15 protein-coding genes and 1 tRNA gene are annotated in these 17,217 nt (G+C 67.4%); 6 read left to right on the forward strand and 10 right to left on the reverse strand.

The features are described 5' to 3' along the window. Positions 1 to 218 precede the first annotated feature (218 nt). Positions 219 to 1,715, forward strand: a complete 1,497-nt coding sequence (locus tag AAIL17_RS16115) for an aminotransferase class III-fold pyridoxal phosphate-dependent enzyme (RefSeq protein WP_424683879.1) — start codon at positions 219 to 221, stop codon at positions 1,713 to 1,715. Positions 1,716 to 1,797: 82 nt separating this feature from the next. Further along, on the forward strand, positions 1,798 to 2,436 hold the full coding sequence (gene upp, locus AAIL17_RS16120) for a uracil phosphoribosyltransferase (protein ID WP_424683880.1): 639 nt from the start codon (positions 1,798 to 1,800) through the stop codon (positions 2,434 to 2,436). Positions 2,437 to 2,587: 151 nt separating this feature from the next. Here upp and pip read toward each other — a convergent pair whose 3' ends face one another. Beyond that, positions 2,588 to 3,544, reverse strand: a complete 957-nt coding sequence (gene pip / locus AAIL17_RS16125) for a prolyl aminopeptidase (RefSeq protein ID WP_424683881.1) — start codon at positions 3,542 to 3,544, stop codon at positions 2,588 to 2,590. Between the two features lie 92 nt (positions 3,545 to 3,636). After that, positions 3,637 to 5,022: an FAD-binding oxidoreductase gene (locus AAIL17_RS16130; protein ID WP_424683882.1), complete on the reverse strand. Its 1,386-nt coding sequence runs from the start codon at positions 5,020 to 5,022 to the stop codon at positions 3,637 to 3,639. Positions 5,023 to 5,147: 125 nt separating this feature from the next. Here AAIL17_RS16130 and serA point away from each other — a divergent pair, with 125 nt between their 5' ends. Further along, entirely contained in the window at positions 5,148 to 6,380 is a 1,233-nt protein-coding gene (gene serA, locus AAIL17_RS16135; protein ID WP_424683883.1) for a phosphoglycerate dehydrogenase, read from the forward strand. A 99-nt stretch (positions 6,381 to 6,479) separates the two neighbouring features. Here serA and AAIL17_RS16140 read toward each other — a convergent pair whose 3' ends face one another. The 8 genes from AAIL17_RS16140 to rpmI form a co-directional block, all read right to left on the reverse strand. Beyond that, positions 6,480 to 9,503 (reverse strand): TonB-dependent receptor, encoded by a 3,024-nt coding sequence (locus tag AAIL17_RS16140; RefSeq protein WP_424683884.1) that lies wholly within the window; start codon positions 9,501 to 9,503, stop codon positions 6,480 to 6,482. Positions 9,504 to 9,862: 359 nt separating this feature from the next. Next, positions 9,863 to 9,939, reverse strand: a tRNA-Pro gene (locus AAIL17_RS16145). Positions 9,940 to 10,046: 107 nt separating this feature from the next. Further along, positions 10,047 to 10,403 carry a MerR family transcriptional regulator gene (locus AAIL17_RS16150; RefSeq protein WP_231349364.1) on the reverse strand — a complete coding sequence of 119 codons (357 nt, stop codon included), beginning with the start codon at positions 10,401 to 10,403 and terminating at the stop codon, positions 10,047 to 10,049. Further along, on the reverse strand, positions 10,384 to 10,683 hold the full coding sequence (gene ihfA / locus AAIL17_RS16155; RefSeq protein ID WP_091333672.1) for an integration host factor subunit alpha: 300 nt from the start codon (positions 10,681 to 10,683) through the stop codon (positions 10,384 to 10,386). The genes AAIL17_RS16150 and ihfA overlap by 20 nt, the downstream gene beginning before the upstream one ends. Position 10,684: 1 nt before the next feature. Then, complete coding sequence (pheT, locus tag AAIL17_RS16160) at positions 10,685 to 13,063, reverse strand: phenylalanine--tRNA ligase subunit beta (protein ID WP_424683885.1); 2,379 nt, start codon at positions 13,061 to 13,063, stop codon at positions 10,685 to 10,687. A 22-nt stretch (positions 13,064 to 13,085) separates the two neighbouring features. Next, entirely contained in the window at positions 13,086 to 14,081 is a 996-nt protein-coding gene (gene pheS / locus AAIL17_RS16165; RefSeq protein WP_424683886.1) for a phenylalanine--tRNA ligase subunit alpha, read from the reverse strand. 261 nt (positions 14,082 to 14,342) lie between these two features. After that, positions 14,343 to 14,702 carry a 50S ribosomal protein L20 gene (gene rplT / locus AAIL17_RS16170; RefSeq protein ID WP_209618427.1) on the reverse strand — a complete coding sequence of 120 codons (360 nt, stop codon included), beginning with the start codon at positions 14,700 to 14,702 and terminating at the stop codon, positions 14,343 to 14,345. Between the two features lie 15 nt (positions 14,703 to 14,717). After that, positions 14,718 to 14,915 (reverse strand): 50S ribosomal protein L35, encoded by a 198-nt coding sequence (gene rpmI, locus AAIL17_RS16175; protein ID WP_026635107.1) that lies wholly within the window; start codon positions 14,913 to 14,915, stop codon positions 14,718 to 14,720. A gap of 224 nt (positions 14,916 to 15,139) precedes the next feature. Here rpmI and AAIL17_RS16180 point away from each other — a divergent pair, with 224 nt between their 5' ends. The 3 genes from AAIL17_RS16180 to AAIL17_RS16190 are packed head-to-tail and all read left to right on the forward strand — an operon-like array spanning position 15,140 to position 17,147. Next, positions 15,140 to 16,042 (forward strand): hydroxymethylglutaryl-CoA lyase, encoded by a 903-nt coding sequence (locus AAIL17_RS16180; protein WP_424683887.1) that lies wholly within the window; start codon positions 15,140 to 15,142, stop codon positions 16,040 to 16,042. A 34-nt stretch (positions 16,043 to 16,076) separates the two neighbouring features. Continuing rightward, positions 16,077 to 16,565: a GNAT family N-acetyltransferase gene (locus AAIL17_RS16185; RefSeq protein ID WP_424683888.1), complete on the forward strand. Its 489-nt coding sequence runs from the start codon at positions 16,077 to 16,079 to the stop codon at positions 16,563 to 16,565. A 9-nt stretch (positions 16,566 to 16,574) separates the two neighbouring features. Beyond that, a complete protein-coding gene (locus AAIL17_RS16190) occupies positions 16,575 to 17,147 on the forward strand; it encodes an N-acetyltransferase family protein (protein WP_424683889.1) in 573 nt (190 codons plus the stop codon). Positions 17,148 to 17,217: the final 70 nt, after the last annotated feature.

Genomic DNA, 17,217 nt, shown 5'->3' on the forward strand with positions numbered 1-17,217 from the left:
TGCGGACACTGGTCGGCGTCAGCCGGCGCAAGTGACAGCCGTCATGCGGGGTTACGGCGGAGCCGGCCGCACGGTATCCTTGGGGCCATCCCCGGCCCGTCACACGCGCCTTTCACGTCGCAGGACGGGTCCGCACAAACGCATGCGCCTTCGGTTGCGCATGCTCGCAATCACCGCCAGCGCCGCCACCGGCGCAGCGGGCTTCGAGGAGGACTGCCATGGGTGTGATCGATCAGCTGCGCGAGATGCGCGAATTCGGCGGCAAGCCGCGTACCGTTGGCCTGGATGACGCCAACATCGAGCGCATGGCGGCCACGGCGCCCGAGCTGGCGCAGGCGGTCGACGAAGCCCTGGCGCGGCACCGCGAACTGTGCGGCGAGTTCGGCGATTTCCTGAAACTGGACGAGTCCGAGCAGTTGGCTCAGGCCCAGGCCGGGTACGTCAACTTCTATCCGGACGACGCGATCAACCCGTACCTGCCCGCCGCCGCGCGCGGCCCGTGGATCGTGACGCTGAAGGGCGCCGTGCTGCACGACAACGGCGGCTACGGCATGCTCGGTTTCGGCCACAACCAGCCCGCCATCCTGGAAGCGCTGTCGCGGCCGCAGGTGATGGCCAACGTGATGTCACCCAGCGTGTCGCAACTGCGCTTCACCCGTGCGATGGACCAGGAACTGGGCCGCAGCCGCGGCACCAATCCGTACAAGCACTACTTGTGCCTGAACTCCGGCTCCGAGGCGGTCGGCCTGGCCTGCCGCATCGCCGACGTCAACGCCAAGCTGATGACCGACGCGGGCGGCCGCTATGCCAACCGCACGATCAAACGCCTGTCCGTGCGCGGCGCCTTCCACGGCCGTACCGACAAGCCGGCGCTGTATTCGGACTCCTCGCGCAAGACCTATCAGCAGCACCTGGCCAGCTACCGCCACGAGGACACGCTGATCACCGTGGCGCCCTACGACGTGGCGCAGCTAGAAGCCGCCTTCGCCGACGCCGACAAGCACGGCTGGTTCATCGAGGCGATGTTCCTGGAGCCGGTGATGGGCGAAGGCGACCCGGGCCGCGCGGTGACGCCGGAGTTCTACAAGGCCGCCCGCGAGCTGACCGAAGCGCACGGCACGCTGCTGCTGGTCGATTCGATCCAGGCCGGCCTGCGCGCGCACGGCGTGCTCTCGATCGTCGACTACCCCGGCTTCCAGAACCTGCCGCCGCCGGACATGGAAACCTTCTCCAAGGCGCTCAACGCCGGGCAGTACCCGCTGTCGGTGCTGGCCGTCAGCGACCGCACCGCCGGCCTGTACCGCAAGGGCATCTACGGCAACACCATGACCACCAACCCGCGCGCGCTGGACGTGGCGCTGGCTACGATGGCGCTGCTCACCGACGAGGTGCGCGCCAACATCAAGGCCCGCGGCGAGGAGTTCGTGGCCAAGCTCAACAAGCTCAAGGACGAACTGGGCGGGCTGATCACCAAGGTGCAGGGCACCGGCCTGCTGTTCTCCTGCGAGCTGGCGCCGCAGTTCAAGTGCTTTGGGCACGAGTCCACCGAGGAGTACATGCGCGAGCACGGCGTGGGCGTGATCCACGGCGGCGCCAATTCGCTGCGCTTCACGCCGCACTTCAACGTGACCAGCGCCGAGGTCGACCTGGTGATCGACCACGTGCGCCAGGCCCTGCTGAAGGGCCCGCGCAAGCAGACCGCCGAGGCGGCCTGAGCGAGTCGAACCGAAGGGCGCGCCGGCGACGGCGCGCCCTTTTTCATGCATGAATGGCAGCGACCACAAGCGAGAATCCGCCATGCCCGTCATCGAAGTCCGCCATCCGCTGATCCGCCACAAGCTCGGCCTGATGCGCCGCGCCGGCATCAGCACCAAGGAATTCCGCGAGCTGGCCTCCGAAGTGGCCGCCCTGCTCACCTACGAGGCGACCAAGGACCTGGAGACGCAGGAGGAGACCATCGATGGCTGGGCCGGACCGGTGCAGGTCGAGCGCATCAAGGGCAAGAAGATCACCATCGTGCCGATCCTGCGCGCGGGACTGGGCATGCTGCCGGGCGTGCTGGACCTGATCCCCTCGGCCAAGGTCAGCGTGGTCGGCGTGCAGCGCGACGAGGCCACGCTGGCGCCGATGGCCTACTACGAGAAGCTCAGCGGCAGCATGCACGCGCGCACCGCGCTGATCGTCGACCCGATGCTCGCCACCGCCGGCACGCTGGTGGCGACGGTGGACATGCTCAAGGCCGCCGGCTGCCAGCGCATCAAGGGGCTGTTCCTGGTGGCGGCGCCGGAAGGCCTGAAGCGCATCGAGGCCGCGCATCCGGACGTGGAGATCTACACCGCGTCGATCGACCAGCGGCTCAACGACAAGGGCTACATCCTGCCGGGGCTGGGCGATGCCGGGGACAAGATCTTCGGCACGAAGCAACTGCCCGGGTAGGGTGGGCTTCAGCCCACCGCAGCCTCGCCGGCAAATTGCACGGTGGGCTGAAGTCCACCCTACGCCTTTTCGTCGGGCTCATGGCGAGCTCCGACCACCCTCACCCTGCCCTCTCCCCGACGGGAAGAGGGCGCAAGGTGCGCCTGCGGCGCTAGTTTCTGAAGCGGTCGGTCGCCTCGACGAGCTCGTGCGTGATGCCCGGCTCGAACGCCGAATGCCCCGCGTCCTGCACGATGCGCAGGTCCGCCTCCGGCCAGGCGCGGTGCAGGTCCCACGCGCTGCGCAGCGGGCACACCACGTCGTAGCGGCCCTGCGCGATCACGGTCGGGATCCGGCGGATCCGATCGACGTTGCGCAGCAACTGGTCGTCGTGCTCGAAGAAGCCGCCGTTGACGAAGTAGTGGCATTCGATCCGCGCGAACGCCAGCGCGAACTCGTCCTCGCCGCTGCTGGCGATGTAGCCCGGATCCTGCATCAGGAAGCTGGTGCCGGCTTCCCAGGTCGACCAGGCGCGCGCGGCGTCCAGCCGAACCTTCGGGTCGGCGCTGGTGAGCCGACGATGGTAGGCGCTCATCAGGTCGCCGCGCTCGGCTTCGGGAATCGCCGCCAGGTAGGACTCCCAGGCGTCCGGATAAAGCGCGTCGCAGCCCTTCTGGTAGAACCACTCCAGTTCCCAGCGGCGCAGCATGAAGATGCCGCGCAGCACCAGTTCGGTGACCTTGTCCGGGTGGGTCTGCGCATAGGCCAGCGCCAGCGTGGAACCCCAGGAGCCGCCGAACACCTGCCAGCGCGCGATGCCCAGGTGCCCGCGCAGCCGCTCGATGTCGGCCACCAGGTCCCAGGTGGTGTTCTCCGCGAGCTCGGCGTGCGGCGTGGAGCGCCCGCAACCGCGCTGGTCGAACAGGATGATGCGATAGGCCGACGGATCGAAGAAGCGCCGGCAGCGCGGGCTGGCACCGGCGCCCGGACCGCCATGCAGGAACACCACCGGCTTGCCGTTCGGATTGCCGCTCTGCTCGTAGTAGATCGTGTGCAACCCGGACACCGGCAACATGCCGCTGTCGTAGGGCTCGATCTCCGGATACAGCGCGCGGCGTTCCTGGGTCATGCGGGGCGTCTCTCGGGGATGGGAAAGCGCCCAAGGCTAGCACGCCACTCCCGTCCGGCTGGGCGGGAGTGGGCCGCCTCGATCGCCGTCCGTCATTCGAACAGCTTGCCGGGATTGAGGATGCCGTTCGGATCGAACACCTTGCGTATCCCGCGCATCAGCGCGATCTCCGCCGCGCTGCGCGTGCTGCCCAGGTAATCGCGCTTGACCAGGCCGATCCCGTGTTCGGCCGAGATGCTGCCGCCGTGGCGTTGCAGGGCGTCGGCCAGCAGCCGCGTCACCCGCTCGCAATGGGCGAGGAAGGCCGCCTGCGCCATGTCTTCCGGCGGCAGCACGTTGATGTGCAGGTTGCCGTCGCCGATGTGGCCGAACCACACCACTTCCATCTGCGGGTACTCGCGCGCCAGCAGCGCCTGCATCTCGTGCAGGAACGCCGGCATCGCGCTGATGCGCAGGGCGATGTCGTTCTTGTAGGGCTTGCGCGGCGCCAGGCTTTCGGTGATGCCTTCGCGCAGCCGCCACAACATCGTGGCCTGCGCCTCGCTCTGCGCTATCACGCCATCGCTGATCCAGCCCTCGCGCGCGCCTTCCTCGAACGCCAGCAAGGCGGCCTGCTCGTCGCGTTCGTCGAGCACGTCGTATTCGGTCACCACGTAGTACGGCTGGCTGGCGTCGAGCGCGCGCTGTGCGCCGTGCGCCAGCACGTGCTTCAGCGCGATGTCGGTGAAGAACTCGAACGCCTGCAGCTTCAGCCGTGCGCGGAACAGCGCGAACACCCGCATCAGCGCATCCATGTGCGGCAGCGCCAGCAGCATGGTCTGCGCCGGCGGCGCCGGATCGGTGAGCTTCAGCTGCGCGGCGACCACCACACCCAGCGTGCCCTCCGAGCCGATCATCAACTGGCGAAGATCGTAGCCGCTGGAGTTCTTGACCAGTCCGCGGTTGAGTTCGAGCAGCTCGCCATTGCCGGCGACCGCGGTCAGCCCGGCGATCCACTCGCGGGTGGTGCCGTGGCGGATCACCCGGATGCCGCCGGCGTTGGTGGCCACGTTGCCGCCGATCGTGCAGGAGCCGCGGGCGCCGAAGTCCACCGGATAGAGCAGGCCCCGCTCGCGCGCCGCCTCGTGCACGGCGTGCAGGGTGATGCCCGCCTCGACCTCGAGCAGGCGGTCGGTGGCGTCGAAGCCGCGCACCCGGTTCATGCGCTCCAGGCTCAGCACCAGCTCGCCGCGCGCCGCCACGGCCCCGCCGGAAAGACCGGTGCGTCCACCCGAGGGCACCAGGGCGACCTGGCGCTCGTTGGCCCAGCGCACGATGGCCTGCACTTCGCCCGCATCCGAAGGCAACGCCACGGCCAGCGGCGCCGGGCCCCAACGGCGGGTCCAGTCGCGTCCATAGTGGATCAGGTCGGCCAGTTCGGTGAGCAGGCGCAGCCCTGGAACGCGGGCAGCGAGGTCGGCGAGGCGGGGATCGGTCATGGCAGCTTCCGCAGGGGAGCGCCCAGCCTGCCAGAGCGCCCCCGACACGGTCCAGTGCTGCACTGCCGCAAAGTACCGGAAGCTCTGGCATAGTAGGCCTTCGCCCCCGGCACGGATCCGCACGCATGAAGACCTCCTTCCCCAAGCAGGACATCCGCGTACTCCTGCTCGAGGGCCTCAGCCGCAGCGCCGAGGAAACCTTCCGACAGGCCGGCTACAGCCAGGTCGAGGTGCATCCGAAGGCATTGCCGGAAGAGGAGCTCAAGGCGCGCCTGGCCGAAGCGCACATCGTCGGCATCCGCTCCCGCACCCAGCTCACGCCCGAACTACTCGAGCACGCGCGGCGGCTGATCGCGGTGGGCTGCTTCTGCATCGGCACCAATCAGGTGGACCTGGGTGCGGCACGGCGGCTCGGCGTGCCGGTGTTCAACGCGCCCTACTCCAATACCCGCAGCGTGGCCGAGCTGGTGGTGGCCGAAGCGATCATGCTGCTGCGCGGCATTCCGCAGAAGAACATGCAGTGCCACCGCGGCGGCTGGTCCAAGTCGGCGCTGGGCAGCTACGAGGCGCGCGGCAAGGTGCTGGGCATCGTCGGCTACGGCCACATCGGCACGCAGGTCGGCGTGCTTGCCGAGAGCATGGGCATGCGGGTGCTCTTCCACGACATCGAAGCCAAGCTCGCGCTCGGCAACGCGCACGCCGCAGCCAGCCTGGACGACCTGCTGGAGAGCGCCGACGTGGTCACGCTGCACGTGCCCGACACGCCGGCCACGCGCATGATGATCGGTGCCGGACAGCTCGCACGCATGCGGCCCGGATCGCTGCTGATCAACGCCTCGCGCGGCAGCGTGGTGGACATCGACGCCTTGGCCGCCGCGCTGTTCAAGGGCCACCTGGCCGGTGCCGCGGTAGACGTTTTTCCGGCCGAGCCCAAGGGCAACGGCGATGCCTTCGTCTCGCCGCTGGTGGGCATGGACAACGTGATCCTCACCCCGCACATCGGCGGCAGCACGCTGGAGGCGCAGGACAACATCGGCGTGGAAGTGGCCAGCAAGCTGGTGCGCTACAGCGACAACGGCTCGACGTTGTCGGCGGTGAATTTTCCCGAGGTCTCGCTGCCGGAGCATCCGCACAGCCGCCGCCTGCTGCACATCCATCGCAACGTGCCCGGCACCCTCTCGCGGATCAACGAACTGTTCTCGGCGGGCAACCTCAACATCGACGCGCAGTTCCTGCAGACCGACGCGGAGGTGGGTTACGTGGTGATCGACGTGTCGGCCGACGTGGCGCAGGCGCAGGCGCTGAAGGAGCGCATGGCGGCGATCCCGGGGACGTTGAAGGCCCGCGTGCTCTATTGATGACACCCGCGCAGGAAAAAAAGCGGCCGCCCTCCCTGGCGGCCAAGTATCTGGGGGATCCCGCGCCGGGGCGACGGCGCGGAACGTTCTAGTTATCTCTTAAAGTCCGAAGTCGTAGCGCACGCCGAACTGCACGTAGCGCGGCTTCTGGAACGCGATCGGACGCTGGTAGTCCCGACTCTGGATCGGGTTGCCCGCGTCATCCACCGCACCGGTCTCACCCACCTCGATGATGCCGATCTCCTTCTTGGTGCCGATCAGGTTGTAGACGTTCACCGTAAAGGCGAGCGGCTGCGAAGCGCCGGCCCAGAGCGGGCGATACTCGGTGTTGAGGTTGAGCTGGTAGGTCCAGGGCAGACGGCCCCTGGAACCACGCGGGCTGGGCTGGAATCCGCATTCGAAGTACGAAGCGCCGTACTGGATCGCATCCACCGGATCCACGCCGATGCAGTTCTTCGGGCGTCCCGAGGCCACCGACAGGTTGGCGCCGAACAGCCATTCGGGCGTCGCCTGGAAGTAGCCATAGGCCTTCAACTGGTGCGTGCGGTCGTTCGGCAGCGGGCCGTTGCTGAATTGCATGATCTCCGGCGCGTCCCAATCCTGCGTCACCGACGGATCGAGCTGACCGATGTCGGACTTGAGCTGGCCTTCGGAATTGCCGTAGCTGCGCGAGAACGTGTAGTCGACGCGGCCGTACCATTTGTCGCTGAACTGGTGTTCCAGGTACAGGTCCAACGCATAGTACTGGCGCTTCAGTTCAGGGAAGCTCACGCCCTCCGGCGAGGTGAAGTCGTCGTGGGTGAGATTGAACGGCACCAGCGTGCCCTGGCCGTCCACGTCGACCATGAACGTGTTGTTCTCGCCCGGATTGAACAGGTAGCAACCCGGAATGCTGGCGTTGCTGATGTCGATGCCGTTGCGCTCGGCGTACTTCTCGAACGGACGCGAATCGCAGAAGTCGTCGATCGAGCTGAGCAGCTTGCGGTAGGTCAGCTTGGCACCCCACGTCCAGTCCGTACCCAGCATCTTGTCGAAGCCGAGGATGTACTCGTCCTGGTAGTACGCCTTGAGGTTCTTGGCCGCCACGGTCTGCGGATTGGGCGTGGTGCCGTCCTCGCCGTTGAGGTAGATGCGGCTGCCCAGCGGCTGGATGTTCAACGGTTCGCCGTTGGCATTGACGCCGTCGTACAGGTAGTACTCGCTGTAGTAAGTGGACGCGGAGGCGCCGCGGATCGCGACGTTGGAGGGGATCGCGAGGTGGTAACGGCCGGCGTTCGCATAGACCTTGAACGAGGAATCGCCGAACACGTCCCAGGTCAGGCCGAGGCGGGGAGCCAGCTGGTGGCGCTGGGCCACGTAGGTCTGCCCGTCGCCGTTCAAGTTCTTGAACTGCTCGTTGCGCAGGCCGAGGTAGAGCATCCACTGATCGGTCATCTGCCAGCGATCTTCGATGAACTGCGCCTCCTGCTCGGTCCTCACGGCGGCACCAGTCTGGAACAGGCGCTTCTCGACGAAATAGTCGGTGCCGGCCGGCGGCTGGATGTCCGGACGGCCCGGCACGGTACCGGCATTGCGGTAGACCCAGCGGTAGCCACCTTCGTACTGGCGGCCGCTGTAGGACTCCAGCGTCTGGTTGTCCACGCCGGCGCGCAGGTCGTGGGAGCCGATCTGGTACTCGACGTCGAAACGCCAGCCATGGGTCTTGTCGTTGGCGCCCGGGCCGAGCACGGTGCCGTTGACCATGCCGCAGCCCACGATGACGTCCGGCGCATCCGAGCGGGAGTCGGTGATCCACGGGCAATTGGGATTGCTGGCGTAACCGAGCGTCTGCGAATGGTCGGTCTTGCTGCGACCGTACAGCGCGTTGATCGTGAGGGAGTCGGTGAGGTAGCCGGTATACTTGCCGATGTAGACATCGCCGCCGGGAGCGGAGCCGGCACCGGCATCGAAGTTCTTCAGCTTGTCGGTGCCCAGCAGGCCGGTCGCCTGGAGGGTGTCGTAGTCGTAGCCGTAGATGGTGCGGTCGATGCTGGTCTTGTCGGACAGGCCGGTGAACTCGACGATGTTGTTGTCGGTGATGTTCCAGTCGACCTTGGCCAGCCACTTGGTAGCCTTGGACACCGAGCCCGCATCCTGCGGAGCCAGGATCGTACCGACGGTATGGCCCGTGGTGCGGGTGAAGTCGCCGGCGCCGTAGAAGAACAGCTTGTCCTTGACCAGCGGGCCGCTGACATAGCCGGTGTACTGCATCGAGGAAGTCTTGTTGCTTCCGCGGTACTGGTAGAGCTGTCCGTTGGTGCGATAGATGCTGCGCGGCGAGCCGGCCAGGTACTGCGGCGTGACGTACATCCCCACGCCCGCCTTCCAGTCGTTGCCGCCACGCTTGGTGACGATGTTGATCACGCCGCCGGTGGAACGGCCGTACTCGGCGCCGTAGCCGCCGAAGAAGATCTGCTGCTGGTCGATCGCGTCGAAGGGCAGGCTGGTGAAGCCGAGGCCCGTCAGCGCATTGGTCACCGCATAGCCGTTGATGTAGTACTGGTTCTCGGAGGCGGATGCGCCGCCGAAGGAGGCGACGTTACCGTAACGGCTGTCGCCGGCGATGACACCAGGAGCCAGCAGCGCGGCGGCAGTAACGTCGCGCGCAACCGGCAGCTTCTGCAACTGCTCGGCCGTAAGCACGGTGCGCGAGTCCACCGACGACACGTCGATCGCCGGCAGCGCATTGCCGGTCACGGTGATGCCCTCGAGCGTCTGGGCGCCATCGGCGGAAGCCGCACCGGTCTCGAACGACACGTCGACACCGCCGCCCAGGGTGACCTGCACGTTGTCGCGGCTTTCCGCGGGCTGTCCGTTGCGCTCGATGGTGACGCGATAACGGCCGATCGGAAGCGATCCCGCCCGGTAGCGGCCCTGGCTGTCCACGCCGAGTTCGCGGGTCAGACCGGTATCCAGGTTCTGGATACGTACGGTGGCGCCCTCGGGCTGTGCGAGATGGCCAAAGATCACGCCGGAAGCGTTCGATTGCGCCAGCACACCGGCGCTCGCGAAAGTAAGGCCGAGCGCCAAGGCCAGCGCGGTCAATCGCGGCCTGTGCAGCGGACGGATGAATCTGTTGCGCATGATGTCTCCCCGTAATGAACAACAATCGGACGCGGTGGCGAAGCCACCGCGCGAATGCCAGGCACAAGAGCGCATCCGTGCGGGCCAGACGTCTTTCTCTACCCCCGCTGGCCAAACGCGCATGCGCCGCCTGGCCGAGCGACGCTCCCATAGTTCGTAAGTTCTTGCAACAAGATCTTACGAATTCCGATGCAGGCGTTCTTGCCGAGGCTTGCGGCAAGCAAGGCGGCTGTGACGTCAGGTGAGATCGCCTGACCGCCCGGAACGACCACGCAGCATCGCCAGCAGGGCGCGGCAAAGCCCCTCGGAGACGGGGCAATAAAAAAGGGACCCTGAGGTCCCTTTGCTGCTTTCCGGATTGGTCGGGGCGGCCGGATTCGAACCGACGACCCTCTGCCCCCCAGGCAGATGCGCTACCAGGCTGCGCTACGCCCCGACGTGAACTCTGCTTTTGCGGATCGTCCTGATCGCGAAGATCAAAAAGCGGCCATCCGTGGGCCGCGCTTTCAACAGAACGCGAATTGTAGCAGACGCATCGCGGTTTCAGCGACGCAGCAGGGTCAGGATTTCTTCCAGTTCCATGCGCACCTGGCGCACGATCTGGTGGGAAATGCTCGACTCCATGCGCGCCTGCGGGCCTTCCAGCCGCGCGCGGGCACCGGTGATGGTGAAACCCTCGTCGTACAGCAGGCCGCGGATCTGGCGGATCATCAGCACGTCGTGGCGCTGGTAGTAACGGCGGTTGCCGCGGCGCTTGACCGGGTTGAGCGCCGGAAATTCCTGCTCCCAGTAGCGCAGCACGTGCGGCTTGACCCCGCACAGCTCGCTGACCTCACCGATGGTGAAGTAGCGCTTGGCGGGGATGGCGGGCAGTTCGGTGTTATTCCCTTGGTCCAGCATAGCTCTCGACTCGCACCTTGAGTTTCTGCCCCGGACGGAACGTCACCACACGACGGGCGGAGATCGGAATCTCCTCGCCCGTCTTGGGGTTGCGACCCGGTCGCTGGTTCTTCTGACGCAGGTCGAAATTGCCGAAGCCCGACAGCTTCACCTGCTCGCCCCTTTCCAACGCTTCACGGACGACCTCGAAGTAGGCGTCCACGAATTCCTTCGCCTCACGCTTGTTGAGGCCCACCTCGAGGAAAAGGCGCTCGGCCATCTCCGCCTTGGTCAGCGCCATCTCAACCTCGCAATTTCGCCTTGCATGTGGACTCCAACGCAGCTACCGCATCACGCACGCAGCGGTCCGCGTCGTCGTCGGTAAGCGTGCGTGAAGCGTCCTGCAAAATCAAGCCCATAGCGAGACTCTTTCGGCCTACGTCGACGCCCTTGCCACTGTAGCGGTCGAACAACCTGAGTTCCTTGAGCACATTGCCGAGCGTGCCGCGGACGGTCTGCTCGATCTGTGACCAGGACACCTCTTCGGCGACCTCGACGGCGATGTCGCGACGCACCAGGGGGAACCGTGGCACCGGCCGGGCCTTGGGCAAGCGGCGCTCCAGCAGCGGCGCCAGGGCCACTTCCAGCACGTGCACGTCCGGCCCCAGGTCCAGCGCCCTGGCCAGTTGCGGATGCAGCGCGCCGAGGTAGCCGACCGTCTCACCGTCCCGAGCGACGCGGGCGCCGCGTCCCGGATGCAGCCAGGCCGGCAGGCCATCGGCATGCAGCGACCAGCGCTCGCGCTCGCCGGCCCAGGCCAGCAACGCATCCAGCTCGCCCTTGAGGTCGAAGAAATCGTACGGACGGGCCGGCTCGGCCCACTGCTCGGCACGCGCGCTGCCACAGGCGGCGATGGCCAGGCTCGGGGTTTCCACCGGCGGGTCGCCGGCGGCGAAGACGCGGGCCACCTCGAACAGCCGCACCCGCTCCTGCTGGCGCGCGCGGTTGTGGCGCAGCGACTCGACCAGGCCGGGCAGCAGCGAAGGGCGCATCACCGCCAGATCGGCCGACAGCGGATTGGCCAGCGGCACCAGATCCTCCGCGTAGCCCCAGCGCGCGAGCAGTTCGGCGCTCACGAACGACAGGTTGACCGCTTCGTAGTAATCGCGCGCAGCCAGTTGCTCGCGTAGCGGCAGTTCGCCGATGCGCGCTTCCAGCTCAGGCGCCAGCGCCAGCGCGCCGGCAGGCGTGCGGGTGGGAATGCTGTCGTAGCCATGGACGCGGGCGACTTCCTCGACCAGGTCCTCCTCGCGTTCGATGTCGAAACGGCTGCTCGGTGCAGTGACCTGCCAGCCATCGGCGTTGGCATGTACGGCCATGCCCAGCGCGATGAAGATGCGCGTGACTTCCTCGTCCGGCACGGTCAGGCCAAGCACGCGGGCCAGCCGCGCGCGGCGCAGGGTGACCGTGGCCGGCCGCGGCAGATCGGCGGGGTTCTCGGCGGCCACGACCGGACCCGCCCTGCCGCCGGCGATCGAAAGCAGCAGCTCGGTGGCGCGCTCCATCGCGCGGCGCGGAAGCTCGGGATCGACGCCGCGTTCGAAGCGGTGCGAGGCGTCGGTATGCAGCCCCAGCTTGCGCGCGCGGCCCATGATGGCCGCCGGCGCGAAATGCGCCGATTCCAGGAAGATGTTGCGCGTGGCATCGGTGACGCGCGAACCGTGGCCGCCCATCACGCCAGCCACCGCGAGACCCTTCTTCTCGTCGGCGATCAGCAGGAAGCCCTCGTCGAGCTTCGCTTCGCTGCCATCGAGCAGCCTGAGCGTCTCGCCGGCGCGCGCGTGGCGCACCACGATGTCGCCTTCGAGCGTGTCGTTGTCGAAGGCATGCAGCGGCTGGCCCAGTTCCAGCATTACGTAGTTGGTGACGTCGACCACCGCACTGATCGGGCGCAGGCCGGCGCGGCGCAGGCGTTCGGCCAGCCACAGCGGCGAGCGCGCGGACGCATCGATGCCTTCGATGACGCGGCCCAGGTAGCGCGGCGCGTCCTTGCCCGCTTCCAAACGGATGCCGCGGCGTGCGTCGGAGGTCACCGGCGCCGGATCCTGCACCGGCACCAGCACGCGGCTGCCGAACAGCGCGGCGACGTCGTGCGCCAGGCCAACCAGGCCCAGGCAATCCGGGCGGTTCGGGGTGAGCTTGAGCTCGATGCTGGCGTCGGGAAGGCCCAGGAACCCGGCCAGCGACTGGCCGACCGGCGCATCGGCCGGCAGCTCCATCAGGCCGGAGGCACCGGCGTCGATGCCCAGTTCCTTGGCCGAACACAACATGCCGGCCGATTCGACACCGCGCAGCCTGGCCGCCTTGATGTTCACGCCGCCCGGCAGCGCCGCGCCGACCATCGCCAACGGAGCCTTCAGGCCCACGCGCGCGTTGGGCGCGCCGCAGACGATCTGCAGTGGCTCGCCCTGCCCCGCCGCGACCTTGCACACCTTCAGGCGATCGGCTTCCGGATGCTTCTCGGCGGCGATGATCTCGCCCACCACCACGCCGGCCAGGCCCTCGCCCAGCACGGTCAGCTCTTCCACTTCCAGCCCGGCCATGGTCAGCGCATGGGCCAGTTGGGCGCGGTCGGCCTGGATCTCGACCAGCTCGCGCAGCCAGTTCTCGGAGAATTTCATGGGTACTTGGTTCCTTGCCGGCTTACGCGAACTGCTTGAGGAAGCGCAGATCGTTCTCGAAGAACGCGCGCAGGTCCGAGACGCCATAGCGCAGCATGGCGAAGCGCTCGACGCCGAGGCCGAAGGCGAAGCCGGTGTAGCGCTCCGGATCGATGCCGCAGTTCTTCAGCACGTTCGGATGGACCATGCCGCAACCGAGCACCTCGAGCCACCGGCTCTGGCCGTCTTCGGTCTCCCAGCGGATGTCCACCTCGGCCGAGGGTTCGGTGAAGGGGAAATAGCTGGGGCGGAAGCGCATCTCGAAGTCGCGCTCGAAGAACGCACGCACGAATTCGGCCAGCGTGCCTTTCAGGTCCGCGAAACTGGAGGTCTCGTCGACCAGCAGGCCCTCGATCTGGTGGAACATCGGCGAGTGGGTCTGGTCCGAGTCGCTGCGGTAGACCTTGCCCGGCGCGATGATGCGGATCGGCGGCTGCCGGCCCTGCATCGAGCGGATCTGCACGGGCGAAGTGTGCGTGCGCAAGAGGCGCCCGTCGCCGAAGTAGAACGTGTCGTGCATGGCGCGCGCCGGATGGTGCGGCGGGAAGTTCAGCGCCTCGAAGTTGTGCCAGTCGTCCTCGATCTCCGGGCCTTCGGCGCGCTGGTAGCCCAGGCGGGCGAAGATCGCCGCGATGCGCTCGAGTGCGCGGGTAATCGGATGGATGCCGCCACGCTGGCCGTCACGGCCCGGCAAGGTGATGTCGAGCTTTTCGGAGGCCAGGCGGCGGTCGAGTTCGGCCTGTTCGAGCGATTGCTTGCGGGCGGCGAGCGCGTCGGCCAGACGGTCCTTGACGCGGTTGACCTCGGCGCCGCGCGCCTTGCGCTCGTCCGGGGCGAGGGCGCCGAGCGATTTCAATGCGGCGGTGACGATGCCGCTCTTGCCGAGCAGGCCGACGCGCAGGGTTTCGAGCGCGTCGAGCGAGGCGGCGCTTTCGATATCGGCCAGGGCCTGGGTTGCGCGGCTGTCCAGATCATCCATCGGTGCGAGTTTCCGCTTTGGTTTTGCTTCTAGCTCCCTCTCCCCTCCGGGGAGAGGGTTGGGGTGAGGGGCCACTCTTGCGTTGCTGCCGCGATCGAAGCGGCTTTGATGACGTCCAAGGCAAGCCTTGGCCCCTCACCTCAATCCTCTCCCCGAAGGGGAGAGGAGGCCAACGCGAGAAGCGACGTTACTAAATAAAAACGGGGAGAAGGCGTTGGCCTTCTCCCCGCTTGATTTACAGCATACCGTCGGTGACGACGATCAAGCGGCCAGGCTGGCCTTCGCCTTTTCCGCGATCGCGCCAAACGCCTTGATGTCGTGCACGGCGATGTCCGCCAGCACCTTGCGGTCGATCGTGATGCCGGCCTTGTTCAGGCCGTTGATCAGGCGGCTGTACGACAGGCCGAACTGACGGGCCGCGGCGTTGATACGCACGATCCACAGCGCGCGGAACTGGCGCTTGCGCTGCTTGCGACCGATGTAGGCGTACTGGCCGGCCTTGATGACGGCCTGGTTCGCTACGCGGAAGACCTTGCGACGGGCGTTGTAGTAGCCCTTCGCGCGGCCGATGATCTTCTTGTGACGACGACGGGCGGTAACGCCACGCTTTACACGAGCCATGGTGTTCTCCTCCCCTTAGACGTACGGCAACATGCGAGCCACACCCTTGGTGTCGCACGCCTTGACGTGGTTGGTGGCGCGCAGGTTGCGCTTACGCTTGGTCGACTTCTTGGTCAGGATGTGCGACTTGAAGGCGTGACCGGCCTTGAACTTGCCCGAGGCGGTCTTGCGAAAACGCTTCGCGGCCGCCCGGTTGGTCTTGATCTTGGGCATGGGAATGCTCCTGGGTGGGCTTGATTGCCCGGTTTCTGACTGATTCGGCGGTGGCCCATGGAGCCACGCTTTCCGTCCTGCCGATATCGGTTCACGACCCGTCCGTGTGGGTCGAACCGGCGATTATACGGAGGAGTCCGGGGCAAAGCCAGCCTGCCGGGCGATCCGCCCTTGCCTGGCCGCCGACCGGGTAAAATGGACACTTCCCCGTCCCCGGAGCCGCCATGACCGCCCCCGTCGATACCGTCCGGATCGTCGAAGTCGGCGCCCGCGACGGCCTGCAGAACGAAAAGACCTTGCTGCCGGCCGAGGTCAAGATCGCGCTGATCGACCGGCTGTCCTCCACCGGCCTGACCACCATCGAGGCGACCAGCTTCGTGAGCCCCAAATGGGTGCCGCAACTGGCCGACGCGGCGGAGGTCTTTGCCGGCATCCGCAAGGTGCCCGGCGTGCGCTATCCCGTGCTGGTGCCAAACCTCCAGGGCTACGAGCGCGCACGCGCAGCGGGTGCGCAGGAGATCGCGGTGTTCACGGCGGCCAGCGAAGCCTTCAACCGCAAGAACGTCAACGCCTCGATCGACGAATCGATCGAGCGCTTCGTGCCGGTGATCGAGCGCGCCAGGGCCGATGGCGTGGCCGTGCGCGGCTATGTCTCGACCGTCCTCGGTTGCCCCTACCAGGGCGAGGTGCCGGTCGCCGATGTGGTGCGCGTGGCCGAGCGGCTGCACGCGCTGGGCTGCTACGAGATCTCGCTGGGCGACACCATCGGGGTGGGCACGCCGGCCAAGGCGCGCGCGATGCTGCGCGCGGTGGCGCAGGCCGTGCCGATGGATGCACTGGCCGTGCATTTCCACGACACCTACGGCCAGGCGCTGGCGAACATCCTGGCCTGCCTGGAGGAAGGCGTGCGCGTGGTGGACAGCGCGGTCTCCGGCACGGGCGGCTGTCCGTACGCCAAGGGCGCCACCGGCAACGTCGCGACCGAGGACGTGGCCTACATGCTCCAGGGCATGGGCCTGCACACCGGCGTGGACCTGGACCTGCTGGTCGCCACCGGCGCCTGGCTCGCGGCGCAATTGCACAAGGACACCGCCAGCCGCGTTACCCGGGCGCGCACGGCCGCCTGAAGCCGAAACTCCTCGACTGCCAGACCCACGCCCCATGACCGCCAGTTTCCTGATCCGCCCGATCGAACCCACTGACGACGAAGCCATGGCGTCGATCATTCGCACCGTCATGCCGGAATTCGGCGCCGACGGCCCCGGCTTCGCCATCCACGACGCCGAGGTCGACCACATGGCCGAAGCCTACGCACGTCCCGGTTGCGCCTATTTCGTGGTCGAGCGCGACGGCGTGGTGATCGGCGGCGCGGGCGTGGCGCCACTGGAGGGCGGCGAGGCGGACGTGTGCGAGCTGCGCAAGATGTATTTCCTGCCGCAGGCGCGCGGCATCGGCGCCGGCAGCGCGATGATGCAGCGTTGCCTGGAGGCGGCACGCGCGCTGGGCTACAAGCGCTGCTACCTGGAAACCCTCACCGGCATGGACGCGGCGCAGGTGCTGTACCGGCGCAGCGGTTTCGCGCCGATCTGCCAGGCGATGGGCGGCACCGGCCACCATGGCTGCGACCGCTACTTCCTGCGCGAGCTCTGAGCGAAGGCCATGGCCATCCGCATTGCCTGCGCCGACGATGCCGCGGCGGTCCACGCGATCTATGCGCCCTCGGTCACCCACGGCGTGGCTACCTTTGAAACCTCCCTGCCCGGCGTGCCGGCGATGCGCGAGCGGATCGCGACACGCCTGGCGCAGTACCCGTGGCTGGTCTGGGAGCACGCCGGCGAGGTGCTGGCCTATGCCTACGCCAGCCGCTTCCGCGAGCGGGCGGCCTACGACTGGATCGCCGAAACCTCGATCTACGTGCGCGAGGACGCCCAGCGCCATGGCATCGCGCGGCGCCTTTACGGCGTGCTGCTGGAGGCGATGCGCCTGCAGGGTATCCACCAGGCGGTCGGCGTGATCACCCTGCCGGGCGAGGCGAGCGTGCGGATGCACGAGGCGATGGGCTTCGAGTCGGCCGGCGTGTGGCGGCAGAGCGGCTACAAGCTCGGCCGCTGGTGGGACGTGGGCGTGTGGCAGAAGACCTTGCAGCCGCCACCGGAGCGGCCGGCGCCGGTGAAGCCGTTTGCGGTGCTGCGGGATGAGCTGGCGCTGCGGGAACTGCTAGAGGGCGCGTAGGGTGGGCTTCAGCCCACCAAGCAACGCACCGCAAGCGTCATTGGTGGGCTGAAGCCCCCCCTCCACCCCC

The organism is Frateuria sp. YIM B11624 (assembly GCF_049727805.1).
Lineage (GTDB): Bacteria > Pseudomonadota > Gammaproteobacteria > Xanthomonadales > Rhodanobacteraceae > Frateuria_A.

What these genes read in the sequence shown, in the direction of transcription:
- AAIL17_RS16140 (WP_424683884.1), bottom strand. Translation starts at nt 9,503, where the DNA reads ATGCGCAACAGATTCATCCGTCCGCTGCACAGGCCGCGATTGACCGCG.
- pheS (WP_424683886.1), bottom strand. Translation starts at nt 14,081, where the DNA reads ATGGATGATCTGGACAGCCGCGCAACCCAGGCCCTGGCCGATATCGAA.
- rpmI (WP_026635107.1), bottom strand. Translation starts at nt 14,915, where the DNA reads ATGCCCAAGATCAAGACCAACCGGGCGGCCGCGAAGCGTTTTCGCAAG.
- serA (WP_424683883.1), top strand. Translation starts at nt 5,148, where the DNA reads ATGAAGACCTCCTTCCCCAAGCAGGACATCCGCGTACTCCTGCTCGAG.
- pheT (WP_424683885.1), bottom strand. Translation starts at nt 13,063, where the DNA reads ATGAAATTCTCCGAGAACTGGCTGCGCGAGCTGGTCGAGATCCAGGCC.
- pip (WP_424683881.1), bottom strand. Translation starts at nt 3,544, where the DNA reads ATGACCCAGGAACGCCGCGCGCTGTATCCGGAGATCGAGCCCTACGAC.
- ihfA (WP_091333672.1), bottom strand. Translation starts at nt 10,683, where the DNA reads ATGGCGCTGACCAAGGCGGAGATGGCCGAGCGCCTTTTCCTCGAGGTG.
- AAIL17_RS16130 (WP_424683882.1), bottom strand. Translation starts at nt 5,022, where the DNA reads ATGACCGATCCCCGCCTCGCCGACCTCGCTGCCCGCGTTCCAGGGCTG.
- AAIL17_RS16185 (WP_424683888.1), top strand. Translation starts at nt 16,077, where the DNA reads ATGACCGCCAGTTTCCTGATCCGCCCGATCGAACCCACTGACGACGAA.
- AAIL17_RS16190 (WP_424683889.1), top strand. Translation starts at nt 16,575, where the DNA reads ATGGCCATCCGCATTGCCTGCGCCGACGATGCCGCGGCGGTCCACGCG.
- AAIL17_RS16150 (WP_231349364.1), bottom strand. Translation starts at nt 10,403, where the DNA reads ATGCTGGACCAAGGGAATAACACCGAACTGCCCGCCATCCCCGCCAAG.
- upp (WP_424683880.1), top strand. Translation starts at nt 1,798, where the DNA reads ATGCCCGTCATCGAAGTCCGCCATCCGCTGATCCGCCACAAGCTCGGC.
- AAIL17_RS16180 (WP_424683887.1), top strand. Translation starts at nt 15,140, where the DNA reads ATGACCGCCCCCGTCGATACCGTCCGGATCGTCGAAGTCGGCGCCCGC.
- rplT (WP_209618427.1), bottom strand. Translation starts at nt 14,702, where the DNA reads ATGGCTCGTGTAAAGCGTGGCGTTACCGCCCGTCGTCGTCACAAGAAG.
- AAIL17_RS16115 (WP_424683879.1), top strand. Translation starts at nt 219, where the DNA reads ATGGGTGTGATCGATCAGCTGCGCGAGATGCGCGAATTCGGCGGCAAG.